This window comes from Asaia prunellae JCM 25354 (genome assembly GCF_000613885.1).
GTDB lineage: Bacteria > Pseudomonadota > Alphaproteobacteria > Acetobacterales > Acetobacteraceae > Asaia > Asaia prunellae.
The window spans coordinates 25,079-41,646 of sequence record NZ_BAJV01000008.1 but is presented as its reverse complement, the minus strand read 5'-3'; the positions used below and the strand labels follow the sequence as shown (position 1 = coordinate 41,646).

The 16,568-nt window shown below is 55.4% G+C and carries 14 protein-coding genes and 2 pseudogenes; 11 read left to right on the top strand and 5 right to left on the bottom strand.

Going from position 1 to position 16,568, the window contains the following annotated elements:
- Window positions 1–5: 5 nt before the first annotated feature.
- Window positions 6–428, bottom strand: a complete 423-nt coding sequence (gene hisI / locus JCM25354_RS08030; RefSeq protein WP_025885630.1) for a phosphoribosyl-AMP cyclohydrolase — start codon at window positions 426–428, stop codon at window positions 6–8.
- Window positions 425–1,222: a CAF17-like 4Fe-4S cluster assembly/insertion protein YgfZ gene (gene ygfZ, locus JCM25354_RS08025; RefSeq protein ID WP_025885629.1), complete on the bottom strand. Its 798-nt coding sequence runs from the start codon at window positions 1,220–1,222 to the stop codon at window positions 425–427. Before ygfZ ends, hisI begins: the two co-directional genes overlap by 4 nt.
- A gap of 157 nt (window positions 1,223–1,379) precedes the next feature.
- On the opposite strand from ygfZ, the gene JCM25354_RS20120 reads away from it, so the two are divergent.
- From JCM25354_RS20120 to JCM25354_RS08000, 6 genes and pseudogenes are all read left to right on the top strand, one after another.
- Window positions 1,380–2,765: a cache domain-containing protein gene (locus JCM25354_RS20120; RefSeq protein ID WP_051537298.1), complete on the top strand. Its 1,386-nt coding sequence runs from the start codon at window positions 1,380–1,382 to the stop codon at window positions 2,763–2,765.
- Window positions 2,766–2,922: 157 nt separating this feature from the next.
- Window positions 2,923–3,576, top strand: a pseudogene (locus tag JCM25354_RS22435) (adenylate/guanylate cyclase domain-containing protein); the annotation flags it as partial.
- Window positions 3,497–4,486 (top strand): MlaE family ABC transporter permease, encoded by a 990-nt coding sequence (locus tag JCM25354_RS08015; protein WP_408734982.1) that lies wholly within the window; start codon window positions 3,497–3,499, stop codon window positions 4,484–4,486. The pseudogene JCM25354_RS22435 and the gene JCM25354_RS08015, both read left to right, overlap by 80 nt.
- Window positions 4,483–5,184, top strand: coding sequence for a P-loop NTPase family protein (locus JCM25354_RS08010; protein WP_025885627.1), 702 nt, complete (start codon window positions 4,483–4,485; stop codon window positions 5,182–5,184). The genes JCM25354_RS08015 and JCM25354_RS08010 overlap by 4 nt, the downstream gene beginning before the upstream one ends.
- Window positions 5,184–6,149 carry an MlaD family protein gene (locus JCM25354_RS08005; RefSeq protein WP_025885626.1) on the top strand — a complete coding sequence of 322 codons (966 nt, stop codon included), beginning with the start codon at window positions 5,184–5,186 and terminating at the stop codon, window positions 6,147–6,149. The genes JCM25354_RS08010 and JCM25354_RS08005 overlap by 1 nt, the downstream gene beginning before the upstream one ends.
- The gene (locus tag JCM25354_RS08000; protein WP_025885625.1) at window positions 6,146–6,934 is read left to right on the top strand and encodes a hypothetical protein; all 789 of its coding nucleotides are present in this window, start codon (window positions 6,146–6,148) and stop codon (window positions 6,932–6,934) included. Before JCM25354_RS08005 ends, JCM25354_RS08000 begins: the two co-directional genes overlap by 4 nt.
- A gap of 70 nt (window positions 6,935–7,004) precedes the next feature.
- Here JCM25354_RS08000 and JCM25354_RS07995 read toward each other — a convergent pair whose 3' ends face one another.
- Window positions 7,005–7,313, bottom strand: a complete 309-nt coding sequence (locus tag JCM25354_RS07995; RefSeq protein ID WP_025885624.1) for a hypothetical protein — start codon at window positions 7,311–7,313, stop codon at window positions 7,005–7,007.
- Complete coding sequence (locus JCM25354_RS07990; RefSeq protein WP_025885623.1) at window positions 7,310–8,797, bottom strand: PepSY-associated TM helix domain-containing protein; 1,488 nt, start codon at window positions 8,795–8,797, stop codon at window positions 7,310–7,312. The genes JCM25354_RS07995 and JCM25354_RS07990 overlap by 4 nt, the downstream gene beginning before the upstream one ends.
- Window positions 8,798–8,838: 41 nt before the next feature.
- Here JCM25354_RS07990 and JCM25354_RS21810 point away from each other — a divergent pair, with 41 nt between their 5' ends.
- Entirely contained in the window at window positions 8,839–9,132 is a 294-nt protein-coding gene (locus tag JCM25354_RS21810; protein WP_148301440.1) for a hypothetical protein, read from the top strand.
- Between the two features lie 149 nt (window positions 9,133–9,281).
- Complete coding sequence (locus JCM25354_RS07980; protein WP_084294691.1) at window positions 9,282–11,465, top strand: TonB-dependent receptor; 2,184 nt, start codon at window positions 9,282–9,284, stop codon at window positions 11,463–11,465.
- 130 nt (window positions 11,466–11,595) lie between these two features.
- Here the strand turns inward: JCM25354_RS07980 and bioB are convergent, their stop codons facing one another.
- Window positions 11,596–12,618 (bottom strand): biotin synthase BioB, encoded by a 1,023-nt coding sequence (gene bioB / locus JCM25354_RS07975; protein WP_408734981.1) that lies wholly within the window; start codon window positions 12,616–12,618, stop codon window positions 11,596–11,598.
- A gap of 127 nt (window positions 12,619–12,745) precedes the next feature.
- Between bioB and JCM25354_RS07970 the strand changes: the two genes are divergently transcribed.
- The 3 genes and pseudogenes from JCM25354_RS07970 (at window position 12,746) to JCM25354_RS23725 (ending at window position 16,486) form a co-directional block, all read left to right on the top strand.
- Window positions 12,746–13,570 (top strand): acyl-ACP desaturase, encoded by an 825-nt coding sequence (locus JCM25354_RS07970; RefSeq protein ID WP_025885619.1) that lies wholly within the window; start codon window positions 12,746–12,748, stop codon window positions 13,568–13,570.
- A gap of 60 nt (window positions 13,571–13,630) precedes the next feature.
- Window positions 13,631–14,308 carry a Dabb family protein gene (locus tag JCM25354_RS07965; RefSeq protein WP_025885618.1) on the top strand — a complete coding sequence of 226 codons (678 nt, stop codon included), beginning with the start codon at window positions 13,631–13,633 and terminating at the stop codon, window positions 14,306–14,308.
- A gap of 52 nt (window positions 14,309–14,360) precedes the next feature.
- A pseudogene (locus tag JCM25354_RS23725) lies at window positions 14,361–16,486 on the top strand (M13 family metallopeptidase).
- The last annotated feature ends 82 nt before the right edge of the window (window positions 16,487–16,568 follow it).

Sequence of the window (16,568 nt, the reverse complement as noted above, 5' to 3'; positions counted from 1 at the left end):
TTTTCTCAGTCTGTGCTGTTGTAAAGCTGTTCCGGTAAAATTTCAGGAGCCATGATGCTGCGCAGGCCCTGCGACGTGACCTCCTGATAGAAACAGCTTCGACGACCTGTGTGGCATGCCACACCTTTTTGCTCCACCAGAAGAAGAACCGCATCCTGGTCGCAATCAAGGCGGGCCGAGACGAGATTCTGGGTCTGGCCGGAACTCTCTCCCTTGCGCCAGAGCTTGCCGCGACTGCGGGAATAATAGCAGACACGTCCTGTCCGAAGTGTTTCTCCAAGGGCTTCGCGATTCATCCAGGCCAGCATCAGGATATCATGCGGAGCCTCGGCATTCTGGGCCATGGCGGTAATCAGCCCGTCCTTGTTGAAATTGACGGTATCGAGAATGGCATCAAGGGTCTGACGGTCGGGCGGAATATAGCTCATGATAACTCTTCTCTGAACCAGGCGGGCAGGCAGGGGGTGAGGGTCAGGCCCTCGTGGTGAATATCTTTCATCCAGACCTCGCGACGCAGAAAAGCAAGGCCATTCATGCCGATACTGCTGCGCATCTGGCCAATCTCACGCTCGCCCTCGAACAGGATCGTTCCAGACGGCGGGAGACCATGATCACTGCGAACGGGGACAAGACGTTTTTTCACCAGGCCTCTGTAATGGGTACGGGCCGTAAGTTCCTGCCCCATATAACATCCTTTCTGGAAAGAAATGCCATTCAGCCAGTCAAAATTGGCTTCAATCAGCAGGGTCTTCTCGTACTCGCAATCCCTCGCATCCGGCAGGCCGAGAAGCAGCCTGTGCTGATGGTAGTGCTCGAGCGAGGTGCTGTCATCTTTCTGGGGGGCTTGGATGATGCGGCGTGAACCGGCACCCTCAAGCCTTGGATCGGGGCGGGAATCATGAGCGGTATCCTCTGCCCACAAGGCTTCGACAGCGAGAGATGTTTCTTCAATCTGGACATCGGCACGCAGACGGAAACGCGACAGCCGGGTGCACAGAAACGACGCCTGATCGGCCGGTACGTCGAGCAGCAGCGCCTGCGGCGTATGCCAGATGAAAAAATCCGCAAGATAGCGTCCTTGCGGGGTCAGAAAACCGGACCAGACCAGAGTTTGCGCATTGGCAGCTGTCACATCATTCGACACCAGCCCTTGCAGGAAGCCGACCCGGTCCTGTCCGGTCACAGAGAGGACCGAACGGTCCGTGAGCCATGCTCTTGCCATTATCATTCTCCAGTTCGGACAGTATGAAAAGGAGATGCGGGTTGCAGCTCCCGGAAACAAGAGAGAAGATGTGAACGCGACGTGAGAGTTTTCTGCACGTTGTCGTGTCAAATCAAGTTATTCCCCGCAGGAGGGGAGGTCCTGGGAGACGTGATTTTTGCCTGTTTCCGAGATTATTGATCCGGCTGATCCTGAGGCCGAGACAAGAAGGCGCCGGTTGCTCGAGCTTGTCGGCCCCATTCTTGGGGTTGTGCTCGTTATTATCGCGATTGTTGCGCTGACATTGCATTCCTACCACAAGACACGTGGTGGTGTGATTGCCCTCTCTCAGGATCTGTTGCGTGAGGAACAGAAAAACATCACGCGGGAAGTGTCGGATTACCTCGCTCCGGCATCGGCGACGGCGATCGTTGCCCGTGATCTTCTGACCGATCCTGTAACTGACGAACCCCCCAGGGTTTTCCTCGCCTATGGCGCCTCCATGCTGCGCAATGTTTCTCAGGTAGAGAGCTTCTATCTGGCCGATGATCGTGGATCATTCTGGTTTATTGATCGAGCGCCCAAGGACATCTCCGACGGGATGGAATGGGTTCATCTCCTCCGTGACCAGAGAATTTTCCGTCACTGGTACTATGACAAACAGGGCAAACTCGTACGCACTTCGGACACGCATGGTATAGATTACGATCCGCGCCAGCGTGCCTGGTACAAGGGGGCTTTCGAGCGTCCTGATCTGAACTGGTCCGATCCTTATCCCACTGCTGCCACGAAGCAGTTGATCGTCACGGCTGCGAGTGTCCTGCACACGTCTGACGGGCATCAGGCAGTATTTGCCATCAACATCTCTCTCAATCGCCTCACCGACTTCCTTGAAGAGATAAAGATAGGCAAGAGCGGACAAGCGGTTGTTGTTGACAAGGAAGGGCGTATTATTGCCGGAAACCGGCTGCTCGATGTTGCCCGCAAGGCAAACTGGCAATTCGACAAGATGCTACTTGATCCGAATACACAGCCGGTATTTTCGAGAGCGCTCTCCCTGTTTCGTATTTACGGTGCCGGTGTGCATCTCATCAAGGCGCATGATACGCAGTACGTCACTATCATGGCGTCGCTTCATAAGATCCGGCCGGGTTGGGTGTTGATTCTCAACGCGCCGGAAGATGATTTTGCCGCGTTTGCCGCCGCCGCAGGACGGCAGGGTCTGATTTTCTCTATGGTTATTGTTGTTCTGGCAGCGCTTCTGGCCGGGTTTCTGGTAAGGCAGAACCGCAGGACAGAACGGTTGCGTCGGCAGATCGGTCTGGAGCGTGTTCAGGTCAGGGCCGAAAGCCAGGCACTCAATGCCATGGCAGGAACGCCCAATCTGCTTGACCCGGCACAGGATGCGCCATTGCTCAGCCAGCGTCTTGCCGAGCTTGCCAAGCACGACGTGTTGGATTCTGGCGTTCGGTCGGTGATGATGAGCGTCTGCTCTGTGAGGATTCCTACGACCGTACGACTGATGCGCACAGTGCGGGTATGGAGCTGTCACATAGCGATTTGAAGAACTTTTTTGCCCTTCTGATGGCGGGAGAGGTGATCGAGAGTGACCATGCCGCGACGCAGGAGGGGTTACGTACCTTCCAGCGTATCGTGATGACGCAGATAGCTCCAGATCTGTCTATATCCAGCCTGTTCTTGCCCGGGGTATCGTGATTGGCATGGTGGTGCTCGAGGATGCGGTACGTCCCCGAGCCGTGTCGCATATCATCGCCATCGTTGCGGAAATTGCTGCCATACGTTTTGCGACCCTGCGCGAAAACGAGGCGCATGCAGCAAAGCCCGAGCGCAAGTCGCATGACGAGATCGATGCCGTACCCACGCAGCTGAGCGAGGGATTTATTGCTGCTCCTGGTGAACAGGGGGAAACGCATTTTGCGGCTGGTCAATACGCTATGGTGCCGGTTGCCACGATCCTTTTTCAGGACTCCAAGTCCGAAGCCAGTGTCGATCTGATTCCGATCGTACAGGAACTGGTCAGAAAATTTCAGGAAGTGGTTCAGAGCGAGCGTCTTTTCTCCGCCCAGATTCTCGGTGGACGCATCGTACTAATCGGGGGATGTTCGCAGGATCCTGATCCCGATGCGGCACGTCGCGTTGCCGATGCCCTTCTTGCATTGCGCGAGCTGGCACTGGTTACCCTGGCCGATGCCGATCTTACACCGAGCTTTCGTATAGGTCTCGATGTGGGGCAGGCTTTCGGCGCCATTCTCGGTGGAGATCCGGGGGTCTTCAATGTCTGGGGGGAGGCTGCCCAGACATCAGAGCTCCTGGCCATCAGTGCACCCGATTCGGGGACCATTCAGGTTTCCGAATCCGCTCATGCGCTTTTGCGTGACTATTATCTCTTCAGGCCGAGGGGCATGTTCTATCTGCCGCCCTTGGTATCACCAACACCTATGTTCTGGCAGCACGGCGGTGAAGGACGAACTTCCCTTCTATCGGCGCTTTCTGCTTCGCCTTGGTGCGCTGACCCGACGCCAGTTGCGCTTCACACTCATGCTCGTCGGTGCCAGCTGGGGCGTGTTGCGCGAGGCCTGTCGTCCGACATCCTGGCGGCGCACCGTGATATTCGAATTCAAGAGTACTTTGCGCCAGGCCGCAGGGGGCGGGTTGTTCAGTACGCTGTTTACAGCTGCACTTACCGGCTTCGGTATCGTGGCACAGGCCATCTACTGGCTCGGCATTGCCGGTATGGCAGACACTACGGATTCTCTTCTCGCAACCGTTCTGGTGCGCGAAATTGCCCCGGTTCTTGTCGGTATTATCCTTTTGGGCAGGAGCGCCATGCTGAGCCTGACACAGCTTGGCCAGCTGACAATCGGTGGCGAATTGCGGGCACTTCAGGCCCAGGGCGTTGATCCGTTCCTGGTTCTTGTCATGCCACGTGCCCTGGCGATGATGCTGAGTTCTTTTACCCTGGGGGTCGTATTCAGCGCGATTTCGCTTTCAGTCGGGTACGGTGTCTGCCGTTTCAGTTCGGTCATCACCATGCCGCTCTGGACGTTCCTGTATGACATTGTTGGCGCAATGAAACCGATCGATTATCTGGGTATCCCGCTCAAACTCATCATCAGTGGGTTTCTGCTCAGTCTGGCAACACAGCTGACCGGGCTCGATGCTACACGTTCGGACTCACTTGCCACCTTGCTGCCACGCGGCTTTGCGCGCGGCATCATGGTGATCATGGTGGTTAATGTCGTGCTTGGGGTAACAGTGGCATGACCGACGATCTTTCTGCTGTTCTGGAATTGCGTGAGGCACAGCCTGTTTTCGAAGAGAGCGGTCTTACCTCCATTCCCTATTCACTACGTCTCATGCCGGGGGACTGTCTGCTCATAGCCTGTCGCGACTCCCTTCGCGCCTCGCGCTTTGCCGATCTGTGCAGCGGACTTGTGCCGCTTATTTCCGGTCAGGTTCTGTGTCAGGGACTCGATTGGCACGGCCTTGCCGAGACGCGTGCCTGGGCTCTCAGGGGCAGGATCGGGCGTGTCATGCAGCAGGGGGCGTGGATTGACCTGTTTGGAACAGACCAGAATATTCTTATCCAGCAATTGCATCATACGCGTACCAAAACCGAGGCTATTGTCGCTGAGGCGATTGCCTTGTCCCGCCGCTTCGGTTTGCCCGGACTGCCGACACTGAATCCCGCCAGACTGACCGCAGCCGATCGTGCAAAGGCGGCTTGTGTCAGAGCCTTCATGGGAGAGCCTCGTCTGCTCCTTCTGGAAGATCCTGTGGATCTGGAGACAGCAGATATGATGACCGCCTTTCTGGCCGAGCTTACAGCGGCGCGGGAGCGCGGCTGCGGTGTCATCTGGTTCTCACGCGAGCCGGATCTCTGGCGGGGTTACAATGCAGCAGGAACCCAGCGGTTAAGGCTGCTGGATGAAGGTCTGATGCCAATGAAGCAGGTGATGTGATGTTTCGAGTTCGTACCAATTCCGAAACTGACGGGCGCACACGCCCGTTGATGCGCATACGCTACGCTGATGAGTGGGTCGGTATCCTTGTTGTCGCGACTTTCGGACTGTTCATTTTCGCTATTATCGAAGCCGGTGTGCTTCGTGACTGGCTGACCCCGTCAGGCAAGCTGCATTTCAACCTGCCCGAAAGTGGCATTGCCGGGCTCGCCGTTGGTAATGATATCGAGCTTATGGGTATCCGTATCGGGTCGATCAGAGCTGTGAAGATCAATCCCCATGGCAATATGTATGCCATTGCAGAGATTGATCCCCAGTTCGAGCCGTATATCCGTCGGGATAGTCACGCTATCATCCGACATCGTTTTGTGGTGGCTGGCGCCAGCTATATCGAGCTAGAGCGTAGCAAGGGACCGCCCATGGACTGGGAATTTGCCGAGCTTGAGGCGACGGTCGAGCCCAATCCTGCTGATATGATCACCAAGACGATCGCCGATATTCGTGCGGGGATGATGCCAAGTCTCCATAATGCAGATCGTATCATGGCAGATCTGGCAACGGTGACGAATGCCATAAGGGCAGGGAAGGGATCTGTCGGCGGGATCATCATGGATGACAAGCTTCTCAATCATGCCGACGATGTATTGAAAACGCTTCAGGAATCGATCGAACGCCTCAAGCCGATCGAGGCACAGGTCTCCGGTGTACTGAAGCAGACCGAGGGAACCATGAATAATCTGCGGTCAAGCTCCAGCGACGTGAAGAAGGCGACACCACAGCTCAAGGAGACAATGCAGCATCTTGATGAGGCAAGTGCCCAGCTTCCTGCTCTTCTGACCCAGGCACAGGCTACAGCAAACAGTCTCAAGAAGCTGACCGATCAGATACGAGGCCTCTGGATACTTGGAGGAAGCGGTAGCAAGGTGCAGCCACACAGACTTCATGCAGGAGACATCAAGCCATGAGTCTCAGGCACGTTGTTCTGGGCTTGGCCTTGACTGGCCTGGCCGCCTGCGGAGCCCATGAGGACTCAGCTGGAATTCGTACGGATCAGGATTATGCGAATGCCATGGATGTCGGGCGTGAATCCTTTGACATGACGCGTGCCAAACAGGCCGAGTCACAGTTCCGGACAGCTTATGATCGGGCGCTTCTGCGTGACGATTCCGAAGCCATTCGTGATTCCGGATATAATATGGGCATAGCGCAGCTTGATGCCGATGAGGCTCAGGCGGCATTGAAGACGACTGCCCGGACAAGACAGGATCTTGTACTGCGAGGTGCCACGCCCGGTCCCGGACTGGCACTGATTGATATGGCGGCTTATTGCCGTCTGGGTCAATTTCAGCAGGCGCTTGCCATCGGCAGGCAGGTCCAGACCGATGATCCCGCACTTGCCGAGAGACGCGCCTTTCTGACAGGACTTGCTGCCGACGGAGTGGGCGACACGGGAGCTCTTGTTTCGGCACGCAATGCCTTGCCTCATTCCTCAAAGCCCCCAGCACTTGAGCAGGCCGATCTGGCAGAGCTCGATTCACGTCTGGCTTTGCGTCAGAATGCTTTTTCCCAGGCGGAGAAAGCTGCACTGGAGGCAGTGACGCTTCGTCGGAATATGCTTGATTACCGCGGTATGGCCCGTGGGCTTGATTGCGCGGCCAACGCAGCACGGGCGTCCGGGCAAACTGAACGAGCCGCAGCCTATGCACAGCGTGCTGCTGAAAGCCGGGCGCAGGTCACGGAGAAATCCTGATCTGCGGCACCCAGGAGGCTGAGTTATAGTTCCGGACAGAGCGTCTCAATGTTGCACCCGTACAGAGCCTTCAGGAGGAGCGGGGCACTTTGTCCGGATGTCCCAGCCGTTTCATGTTCCTGACAGACAGAACGGTAAGCAGGGCAGTGGCAAGAAGACCTGCGATCGAGGCCGAGCCGAACCAGACCAGCACACCTTCGGGAAAATCGAGCTGGCAGCACAGGAAAGCGGCAAGCACTGGCAGAACGAGGCGAAAGAGATGCAGGGGTAGACGGTGAGGTGCTTCAAAACCCTGCAAACGCAGAAATTTTGGCTGAAGCAATGCATGTGAGAAAAGAGCAATGCCCCAGAATGCCATGGTGATGAGAGTAATAATCATGGGGCGACCAGTCTGCGATGAATGAAGAGGGCAATGAGACCAAAGCCCACAGCCGTCAGATCGACCGCCTTGTAGACATCGAAACTGGTCAGAAAGCCATTCACACTGCGGGTCATGAGGTCGAGCGGGAGCAAGGCCAGAGCGTAGGCCGCAAAGACCGAGCATTGCTCGTTCCAGCCCCGTCTTGGTTTCGGACCAAAGCTGCGTAATGCCGCGTGAAGCAGCGAGAGAGCCCAGACAATGAAAAAGGCTCTGATCTCAAGATCAGCACGATTCGGAAGATCCGACCAGAACAGGCGATTGGCCCAGAGATAGGCGAGGCATGCCAGAGGCAGCCCTGTCGTTACGGCAATGGTGAGTGTTTCTGCCAGGCGGAACAGGAAGGTTCTTGCTTTTCTGGGACGATGTTTCATGAGGAAGAGGATCAGTCCGCCTGACATCATGATGCTGCCGACGATGCCGGAAATAAAATAAAGCCAGCGCATGGGAAGGCCAGCCCAGCGCACAAAATGCAATCCACGCAAGACGCCGCCGATACGATGCAGGTTATCGGGTATCTGCACTACGGCGATTTGCGCACCGTCTTTTTCCGAAAAACTGACATGATCACGACTCAGTGTGAAGGAGGCTGAATCAGCCTTCGTCATCGACACGCTACCCCGGTCGAAGAGAATGAGTCCGATCGTATCGGGACCGAGCACGGTTTCTGCTTTGTGAAGCATCGGGGCGAGGGCCGCCAGGCCGGCAGATTTATGCGCGCCAGGAACGTTGTTCTGTGTCTTCCTTTCTTTCGGACCATGGGATTGTGGATGAGCCGGACGCCCGTGATGTCCTGTACTGAACATGGGAAAGAGGCGCGGTGCGTGAATAACGGCGCCTGTATAGGCCATCATGACCATGAAAGGGAGGAACAACAGTCCCATCAGGATATGGGCATCCATCCAGGCGCGCGCTCTGGATGAAAAGGGGCGGAAAAGAAGAAGATCGCTCAGAATGCTTCTGAAATGGATAATGACGCCTGAAGCAACTGCAATCAGGAGTCCGATTGCAGCGATCTCGGTCAGCATGTTTCCCCAGAAGGGGCCGTAATACAGCGAGTGATGAAGGTCAAAAAACAGCTGGCCACCACCCGTTTCCCGCGCGAGGATCGGAAAACCGTCCTCCGGGTTATAGACCGAGCCGATGAAGGCATGGCCGTCATAATGCAGGATACGGAGCATCGGATCGCGGGAAGTCGGCAATGTGATGAACGGGTTCTCACCCTCCTTGCGCATTTCCTGGGCAATGCTTCCTATCTTGTTGAGCGCCTCATCACTCAGTGGCGTTGCTGGATAACGGGAGAGTTCCGGCTGCATCCAATGCGTCAGTTCAGTGTCGAACATGGCAAGCGAGCCTCCGGTGAACACGATCACCAGTATGAGGCCTCCGATAAACCCTACCCATTCATGCAGCCATCCCATGCGAAGACGTAATGTGTCGCGCATCAGCAGGTCCATCCGAGAAGGACACCAAGCAGAACCAGGCAGTGCATGGTGTCAGGACGTCGACGGGGTGGAAGAGAGAAAAGAAGAAGAAGCAGAACTGGCATCAGGGAGAATACACACAAAAATCCGACATTCATCAGATCTTCTCCCCACCTGGAGTGAAACAGGCAAAGCACTCCATAGGCGGCAAGATAGGACAAGATAAGGCCAAGTATGAGCCGAAGCATCCAGGCGCGTCGCAGCGTTCTGGCCTGTTTCTTTTTGAGACTCTTTCGCATGTGGTTCCTGTGCAACAGGGCGCGTATTTCCTGCCCGGCATAGCGGAAGACGGCTAAAGTTTAGTTGCGATCGTTTCTTAATCGCGTCTATTTGATCCCGTCATTTACCCTTTGTCAATGAGACTGCCCTTTTGTACAAAACAACTTTACCCATACTGAACCCGCTTGGTCGGCGCTCACACCGCGTCGCATTTTCTGCTCTTCTCATGATCTCTGCGGCTTTTTCCTGTACGGGACATGCGCAAGACCAGAAGGCAACTCAAGCACAGGCTCAATCGAAACAAGGTAAAGATGCACAAAAACACACGGCAGGTTCGGCCAAAACGGCTGCATTGACCGGTGATGAACAGATTGAAGTGCGGGCTCAGCGCCAGAACCGCATGGAAGTCAAATCAGGCGGTAATCTTGGTGCGCTGGGGAACAAGAAAGGGATTGATGTCCCGTTCAATGTGCGCAGCTATACTTCAGCTCTTATCCTCAATCAGCAATCTCAGACTCTTGGTGAGGTGCTGATGAACGATCCAACTGTACGCACCACCTACGGTTATGGTAATTTCTCCGAACAGTTCATCATTCGCGGCTTTCCGGTCTATGGTGATGACGTATCGATTGACGGGCTTTACGGCATTACGCCTCGCCAGCTTGTCTCTCCCCAGCTTTATGATTCGGTTCAGGTTCTGAACGGCGCAAGCGCATTCCTGAATGGCGCGGCTCCGGGTGGATCGGCGCAGGGCGGTAATATCAATCTCGAATTCAAGCATGCGGGTGATACGCCCCTGACACGCGTCACGGGTGACTATACCAGCTCCTCCATGGGGGGAGGTGCGATCGATGTGGGGCGTCGTTTTGGTCAGGACAAGCAGTTCGGCGTCCGTATCAACGTTGCAGGTCGCAGCGGTGTCTCGGCGATCGATCGGGCGAAACGTCATCAGGTTGCGGTTGGCGGCGGCTTTGACTGGCATGACCGCGCCGATCACACGCGAGTAACGATTGATATGGCCTATGAAAACCAGGGTGTGAATGGCGGTCGGGGTGGCGTGTTCCTGAGCAGTGTCACAACTGTGCCGAAAGTGCCGGGTGCCGGGGCCAATTATGGCCAGCCCTGGACCTACACCGAGCTGAATTACATCTATGGGAAGCTGAAGGTGGAGCATGACTTCAGCAAGTATCTGACTGCCTATGCGCAGTTCGGTGGCCTTGGTGGCAACGAGAAAGGCAATTATGGCAGCACCTATGTGACGAACAGTCAGACAGGTGCTGCATATAATGGTGCGATGTATGTGCCTTATATGCAGACCAACGAAAGCACGCAGGCTGGTTTGCGCTCCCATTTCCGCACAGGTGGCATCAAACACGAGATCAATGCCGGCGGTTCAGGCCTGTGGGAAGAAAATGCGTCAGCCTATGCCCTGGCGCTGACGAGACAGCAGACGAATCTCTATCGTCCGACGTTCTATAGTGCGTCGCAGCCGGAAACCTATATCGGCGGAAACCTCGATAACCCGCGAAAGAACAATACAACACGTCTGTGGAGCCTGTTTTTCTCCGATACGGTCTCGGCCTTTCATGATCGTGTAGCGTTGACGGCAGGTTTCCGTTACCAGTCTATCAAAGCGGTTTCCTATAATTACGGGAACAGTACGACGTCTTATGACAAGGGAGCCTTTACCCCTGTCGTGGGCCTTGTTGTGCATCCCACGCATGAGACTTCGATCTATTTCAACCGCATCGAAGGATTGTCGCAGGTTCCGCCGGCAACGGGCAACGTCGTCAATCTCGGTCAGATCTTTGCGCCTTATCAGGCGGTTCAATATGAGATCGGTGCGAAATACGATATTGGCCGTTTCTCGGCAGCGGTATCGGTATTCCAGATCGACAAGCCCAATGCCTATACGGTTCCTGTCGCCGGTACGAGCTACAATATCTATGCAGTGAATGGTCTCCAGCGCAATCGTGGTATCGAGTTCACCGTCAATGGCGAGATTATCAAGGGACTGCGTTTCAACGGTGGGACGTCCATTATCGACGCTGACCAGCGCCGTACGAGCGGTGGGCTCTATGATGGTAATCGTGCCATTGGTGTGCCGGGATATACCATTAACGGTAACCTCGAATATGATCTTCCTTTCATCAAGGGGGCGACCGTTACGGGGCGTGTGATCCAGACCGGTCATCAATATGCCGACAATCTCAACAAGCTGCGTGTGCCGAACTGGACGCGTTTTGATGTTGGCGCACGTTACAGCTTTGTTGTTGAGCACAGGGCCGTCACGACCCGTCTTGGTGTCGATAACCTTGCCAATACCCGGTATTGGGAAAGTGCATTCGGTGGCTATCTGCTTCAGGGCCTGCCGCGTACGTTCAAGTTCTCGGTTACAGCAGACTTCTGATCTGCGGGTTGAAAGGGGCCTTGGCCCCTTTCCTGATGCGGAGTGGGGCCTCAACAGGCTAGTTCAGAAAAAAGGCCAGCTCCGTTCAGGGGCTGGCCTTTTTCGTGTTGGTAGGCAGGAAAAGGAGAGACTAGTGCCCCTCGGTCATGGGCTTCATGCCCAGATTGGCCAGTAGCTTGCGGTCACGATGTTCCGCAGGATTGGGTGTGGTCAGAAGCTTGTCACCGCAGAAAATGGAATTGGCGCCTGCCAGAAACACCAGAGCATGGGCCTCGTCGCTCATGAGTTCGCGTCCTGCGGCCAGACGAACATGGCTGGCAGGCATGGTAATGCGTGCCGCGGCTACGATGCGGGCAAAGGTGATGGGGTCCACAGCTTCTGCTTCGGCAAGGGGTGTGCCCTCGACGCGAACAAGAAGATTGATGGGCACGCTTTCGGGGTGCTGGGGCAGAGATGCCAGGGTCGCGATCAGTCCAGCGCGATCACTTTCGTCTTCACCCATGCCCACAATGCCACCGCAGCAGACATTGATGCCAGCATCGCGCACATTGGACAGCGTATCAAGGCGGTCCTGATAGGTGCGTGTCGTGATGATCTTGTCGTAATATTCCGGCGAGGTGTCGAGGTTATGGTTGTAATAATCAAGCCCGGCCTCCTTGAGGCGGCGCGACTGGTCGCCATCGAGCATGCCAAGCGTGACGCAGGTTTCAAGACCAAGGGACTTCACTCCCTCGATCATGGCGCAGACCGTATCAAGATCGCGATCCTTGGGCGAACGCCAGGCCGCCCCCATGCAGAACCGCCCGGCTCCGGCAGCTTTGGCGGCGCGGGCTTCGGTCAGGACTTTTTCGACTGCCATCAGGCGCTCGGCCTTGACGCTTTTTTCGTGCAGCGCGCTTTGCGGGCAATAGGCGCAGTCTTCAGGGCACCCGCCGGTCTTGATCGAGAGCAGGGTGGAGATCTGTACCCGCGTCGGGTCGAAATAGGCCCGATGCGCGAGTTGCGCGCGAAAGATCAGCTCAGGGAAGGGAAGGTCGATGAGGGCGGCCACTTCGTCGCGCGTCCAGTCATGCCTGATCTCTGGTTTCCAGCTTGCCTGGTTGCGGATTTCGCGGGGAAGGACCGGATCACGGGTCAGGGTATCGAGGGACATGCGGGGCATGGCTCCAAAACATTTGAGAACGAAAATCTCAGGCAGCGATGCCACAGCATGGGGGCGCTTGTCACGCGCCTGCGCGAGATACCTACCCAAAATGTCCCAGACATGTCATCACTGCGTCATGAAACATTGGCGCATCGATCAGATGGATTGGGATGCTTTCGACGCATCCCGTGTGGATCCGGACATCATTCCGGTGATCAAGGCCGCGGCCGTCGTTGAGCGGAACGGACTGGATTATGCTGTTTATCTCGGCAACGTCTTTGTCGGCGACCCCGATTTCCGCCAGGCCGCAGATAACTGGGCAATTGAGGAAGTGCAGCACGGCGATGCGCTTGGCAAATGGGCGATGCTCGCTGATCCGGGCTGGGACTATATGCAGGCTTTCGACCGCTATCGTTCAACCTATCATATCGAGCAGGATGTTGATGCGTCTATCCGTGGATCACGTACGGGCGAACTGATCGCACGTTGCATGGTCGAGACGGGGACTTCATCATTCTATACCGCCATGGCGGATGCGACGGACGAGCCGGTTCTCAAGGCGATCTGCAAACAGATTGCGGCTGATGAGTACCGGCATTTCAAGCTTTTCTATGATCATATGCATCGCTATCTGAAGCGTGAGAAACTGAGTGTCTGGCAGCGAACGAAAATTGCCCTTGGACGCGTGACCGAGAGTGAGGATGACGAGCTGGCAACAGCTTATTATACCACCAATATGCCGGCCAGTACGCCATACGATCACAAAGAATGTATTGCCGCCTATATGGCACGGGCAATGGGCTGTTATCAGCTCAAACACATCAATCGCGTGACCAGTATGATTTTCAAGACGATCGGTTTTACCCCGCATTCGAAGGTGCAGGTATTTGTCGCCAAAGCCATGTATCAGCTGATCCAGTTCAAAGCGAAGCGCTTCAGACGGTCTCTGGCTGCTTCATAACGAAAGCGTTTTTTCTTTTACGACAAATTAAGCCCTCTCATGATGCGATCCTGATCTAGTATGGGTCAGGATTTTTTCTCGTGGAGTGGTATTGCTGTGTTGTCTCATTTCACACGTTTGACCCTTGTGGGGACGATCGTCGCAGGTGGCGTGGTAACGCTTGCAGCGACATCGGCAAAAGCTGATCCCTATTCACTGCCGATTGCGTCATCCGGGCCTGTTGTCCTGCCTCCCGTCGCTGACGATGGTACGATCGCCGCACGCCAGCTTGCAGCCCAGGTCGGGTTGCCGCAGTTTACCTCTTCAAGCTGGAAGCCTGGTCTGCTGCGTCATGTCGTGATGTTTCGCTACAAATCCAGTGCAACACCAGCGATGAGAGCTGAAGTAACCGCGCGTTTCCTGAGGCTGGTTCAGGACTCGCGCCGTCCCGATGGCACACATCCGGTAAAATCGATCGAGATGGGGATGCAGAATAGCGGTGAAGGTGTGGATGCCGGATTGCAGCAGGCTTTCATAGTAACCTTTGCTTCCGAAGGTGATCGGAATTTCTATGTTGGCAAACCGGTGATTATGGATCCGGCCTGGTTCGATCCGGCGCATGAAGCGTTCAAGGAGTTTGCGGCTCCGGCGATTGAGAAGGTTGTTGTGTTCGATTTTGATGTTCTCGCTTCTGCCAGCCTCGAACCATCACGGCACAAAATGTCATCCCATAGAGGGAATACACAGACTCGCCGCTAAACAGAAACTGTCGTAACGTTGCGTAATATGTCCTTCTTCCTGAAAGAAAGACATGAAGATTATTTGTGGAAAAGGCTGCTTCGTGACCGGAAAATTGAAACGTGCTTCCTCGCTCTGGCTCGGCGCTGCAAGCGTTCTTGCACTCACCGCCCAGTCGGCTTCGGCCCAGCCCCCCGTATCGAAGGCGAAGGCAGCTGATACCAGCGTAAAACCTTATGATCCCAGCTGGGGGTTCAACATGTCCGGGATGGACAAGACCGTAAAGCCCGGCGACAATTTCTTTGAATATGCCAACGGCACCTACCTGAAGAATATTGTGATCCCGTCTGATCGCGCGTCTTTCGGGCCGTTCGTTATCCTTGCCGAAACGGCGCGTGAACGTGTGCAGTCAATTCTGAACGATGCAGGCAAGCATCCTTCGACAGATCCCAAAACGACCGAAGAGAAACTGGGTGCGTTCTATGCAACCCTTCTTGATACGGCAAAGGCTGACAAGCTGGGGGCAACCCCGCTCAGAGACGACCTTGAAGCCGTGCGTGCTGTGAAGGATCCTGCGTCGCTGGCGCATCTTTTCGGTCAGGCGGCTTTCGGTTTCCAGTACACACCGTTTGGCCTGATGATCAACGCCGACGACAAGGATCCTGGCCAGTACGCATTACAGCTCCACCAGGGAAAACTTGGCCTGCCAGATCGTGACTATTATCTCAAGTCCGATTTTGCCGCGAAGAAGAAGGCCTATCAGGCCTATATTGCCAAAACCCTGGCAATGATCGGCTGGCCGGAAGCGGATCAGGAAGCGGCAAAGATTGTGGCGCTCGAAACGGATCTGGCCAAGGCCCAGTGGTCACGTACCGAGATGCGTGATCCGGTGAAAGCCTATAATCCGATGACCGTGGCTGAGCTGGCCAGGAAAACGCCTGGTATCGATTGGGCAGAGTTTCTGGTTTCGGCTGGTATTCCGCGTGAGGGCCTCGAAAACCGTCGTATCATGTGGGTGAACCCACGGCGCTTGCCGGTATGGCCAAAATCCTTTCGACGGCTGATTATGGTACGATACGTTCCTGGCTTGCATTCCATCTGGCAAGCAATGCAGCGCCCTATCTGAGCCAGGCTTTTGTCCAGAGCTCATTCGACTTCTATGATCATGAACTCGAAGGATCGCCTCAGCTCCCGGTGCGCTGGAAGCAGGCTGTCAGCCATACGGAAGATGCCATGGGCTGGGCGATCGGCAAGATCTATGTCGAGCGGTACTTCCCGCCTGCGGCCAAGGCGCGCATTACCGAGCTGACGCAGGATGTGAAGGCTGCTTTTGCCAACCGTCTGGCTCATAATGCTTGGATGGCCCCTGCAACCCGTGATGCTGCGGGGCGCAAATTGCAGAATTTTGAAATTCAGGTGGGTTATCCGAACAAATGGCGCGACTATGCGGGGCTTACCATCAAACCGGGCGACCTGTATGGCAATGCGGCACGCGCGATCGCTTTCGACTGGCAGTACAATCTTGGCCATCTCGACAAGAAGGTTGATCGTAACGAGTGGTTCATGACGCCTCAGACGGTCAATGCCTATAACGATCCCAATCAGGTGGAGATTGTTTTCCCGGCGGCCATTCTGCAGCCGCCCTTCTTCGATCCGAAGGGAGATGCTGCGGTCAATTACGGGGCAATAGGTGGGGTGATTGGTCATGAAATGACCCATTCCTTTGACGATCAGGGGCGTCAATATGATGAACATGGTCGTTTGCATCAGTGGTGGACAGCTGATGACGTCAAGCGTTTTCAGGCACTGGCAGATCGTTACGGCAAACAGTACGACGCTTTCGAGGTCCTGCCTGGCGTGCATCTCAATGGCAAACTGACCATGGGTGAAAATATCGCCGATCTCGGTGGTCTGACGCTGGCACTGGATGCCTATCATGCCTCGCTGCATGGCAAGCCTGCTCCTGTTGTGCATGGCCTGACCGGTGATCAGCGCGTGTTCCTGGGGTGGGCACAGGTCTGGCGTCAAAAACTGAGAGAGGATTCAATCCGTAATCGTGCAGTAACCGACCCGCATTCTGCTCCGGAAGCGCGCGTAAACATGCCGATGCATAATATCGATGCCTGGTACGAAGCATTCGGTGTGAAAGCAGGAGACAAGCTCTATCTCTCGCCGCAGGATCGCGTTAAAATATGGTGATTACTCTCTAATCATCAGCGAACCAAAGTAAGCGTGGCCTTTCTTCTTTCTTTTTCCAGGAAGGAGAGGTCATGGCGGGAAG

What these genes read in the sequence shown, in the direction of transcription:
- hisI (WP_025885630.1), bottom strand. Translation starts at nt 428, where the DNA reads ATGAGCTATATTCCGCCCGACCGTCAGACCCTTGATGCCATTCTCGAT.
- ygfZ (WP_025885629.1), bottom strand. Translation starts at nt 1,222, where the DNA reads ATGGCAAGAGCATGGCTCACGGACCGTTCGGTCCTCTCTGTGACCGGA.
- JCM25354_RS08015 (WP_408734982.1), top strand. Translation starts at nt 3,497, where the DNA reads ATGTCTGGGGGGAGGCTGCCCAGACATCAGAGCTCCTGGCCATCAGTG.
- JCM25354_RS08010 (WP_025885627.1), top strand. Translation starts at nt 4,483, where the DNA reads ATGACCGACGATCTTTCTGCTGTTCTGGAATTGCGTGAGGCACAGCCT.
- JCM25354_RS08005 (WP_025885626.1), top strand. Translation starts at nt 5,184, where the DNA reads ATGTTTCGAGTTCGTACCAATTCCGAAACTGACGGGCGCACACGCCCG.
- JCM25354_RS08000 (WP_025885625.1), top strand. Translation starts at nt 6,146, where the DNA reads ATGAGTCTCAGGCACGTTGTTCTGGGCTTGGCCTTGACTGGCCTGGCC.
- JCM25354_RS07995 (WP_025885624.1), bottom strand. Translation starts at nt 7,313, where the DNA reads ATGATTATTACTCTCATCACCATGGCATTCTGGGGCATTGCTCTTTTC.
- JCM25354_RS07990 (WP_025885623.1), bottom strand. Translation starts at nt 8,797, where the DNA reads ATGCGCGACACATTACGTCTTCGCATGGGATGGCTGCATGAATGGGTA.
- JCM25354_RS07980 (WP_084294691.1), top strand. Translation starts at nt 9,282, where the DNA reads ATGATCTCTGCGGCTTTTTCCTGTACGGGACATGCGCAAGACCAGAAG.
- bioB (WP_408734981.1), bottom strand. Translation starts at nt 12,618, where the DNA reads ATGTCCCTCGATACCCTGACCCGTGATCCGGTCCTTCCCCGCGAAATC.
- JCM25354_RS07970 (WP_025885619.1), top strand. Translation starts at nt 12,746, where the DNA reads ATGAAACATTGGCGCATCGATCAGATGGATTGGGATGCTTTCGACGCA.
- JCM25354_RS07965 (WP_025885618.1), top strand. Translation starts at nt 13,631, where the DNA reads ATGGGTCAGGATTTTTTCTCGTGGAGTGGTATTGCTGTGTTGTCTCAT.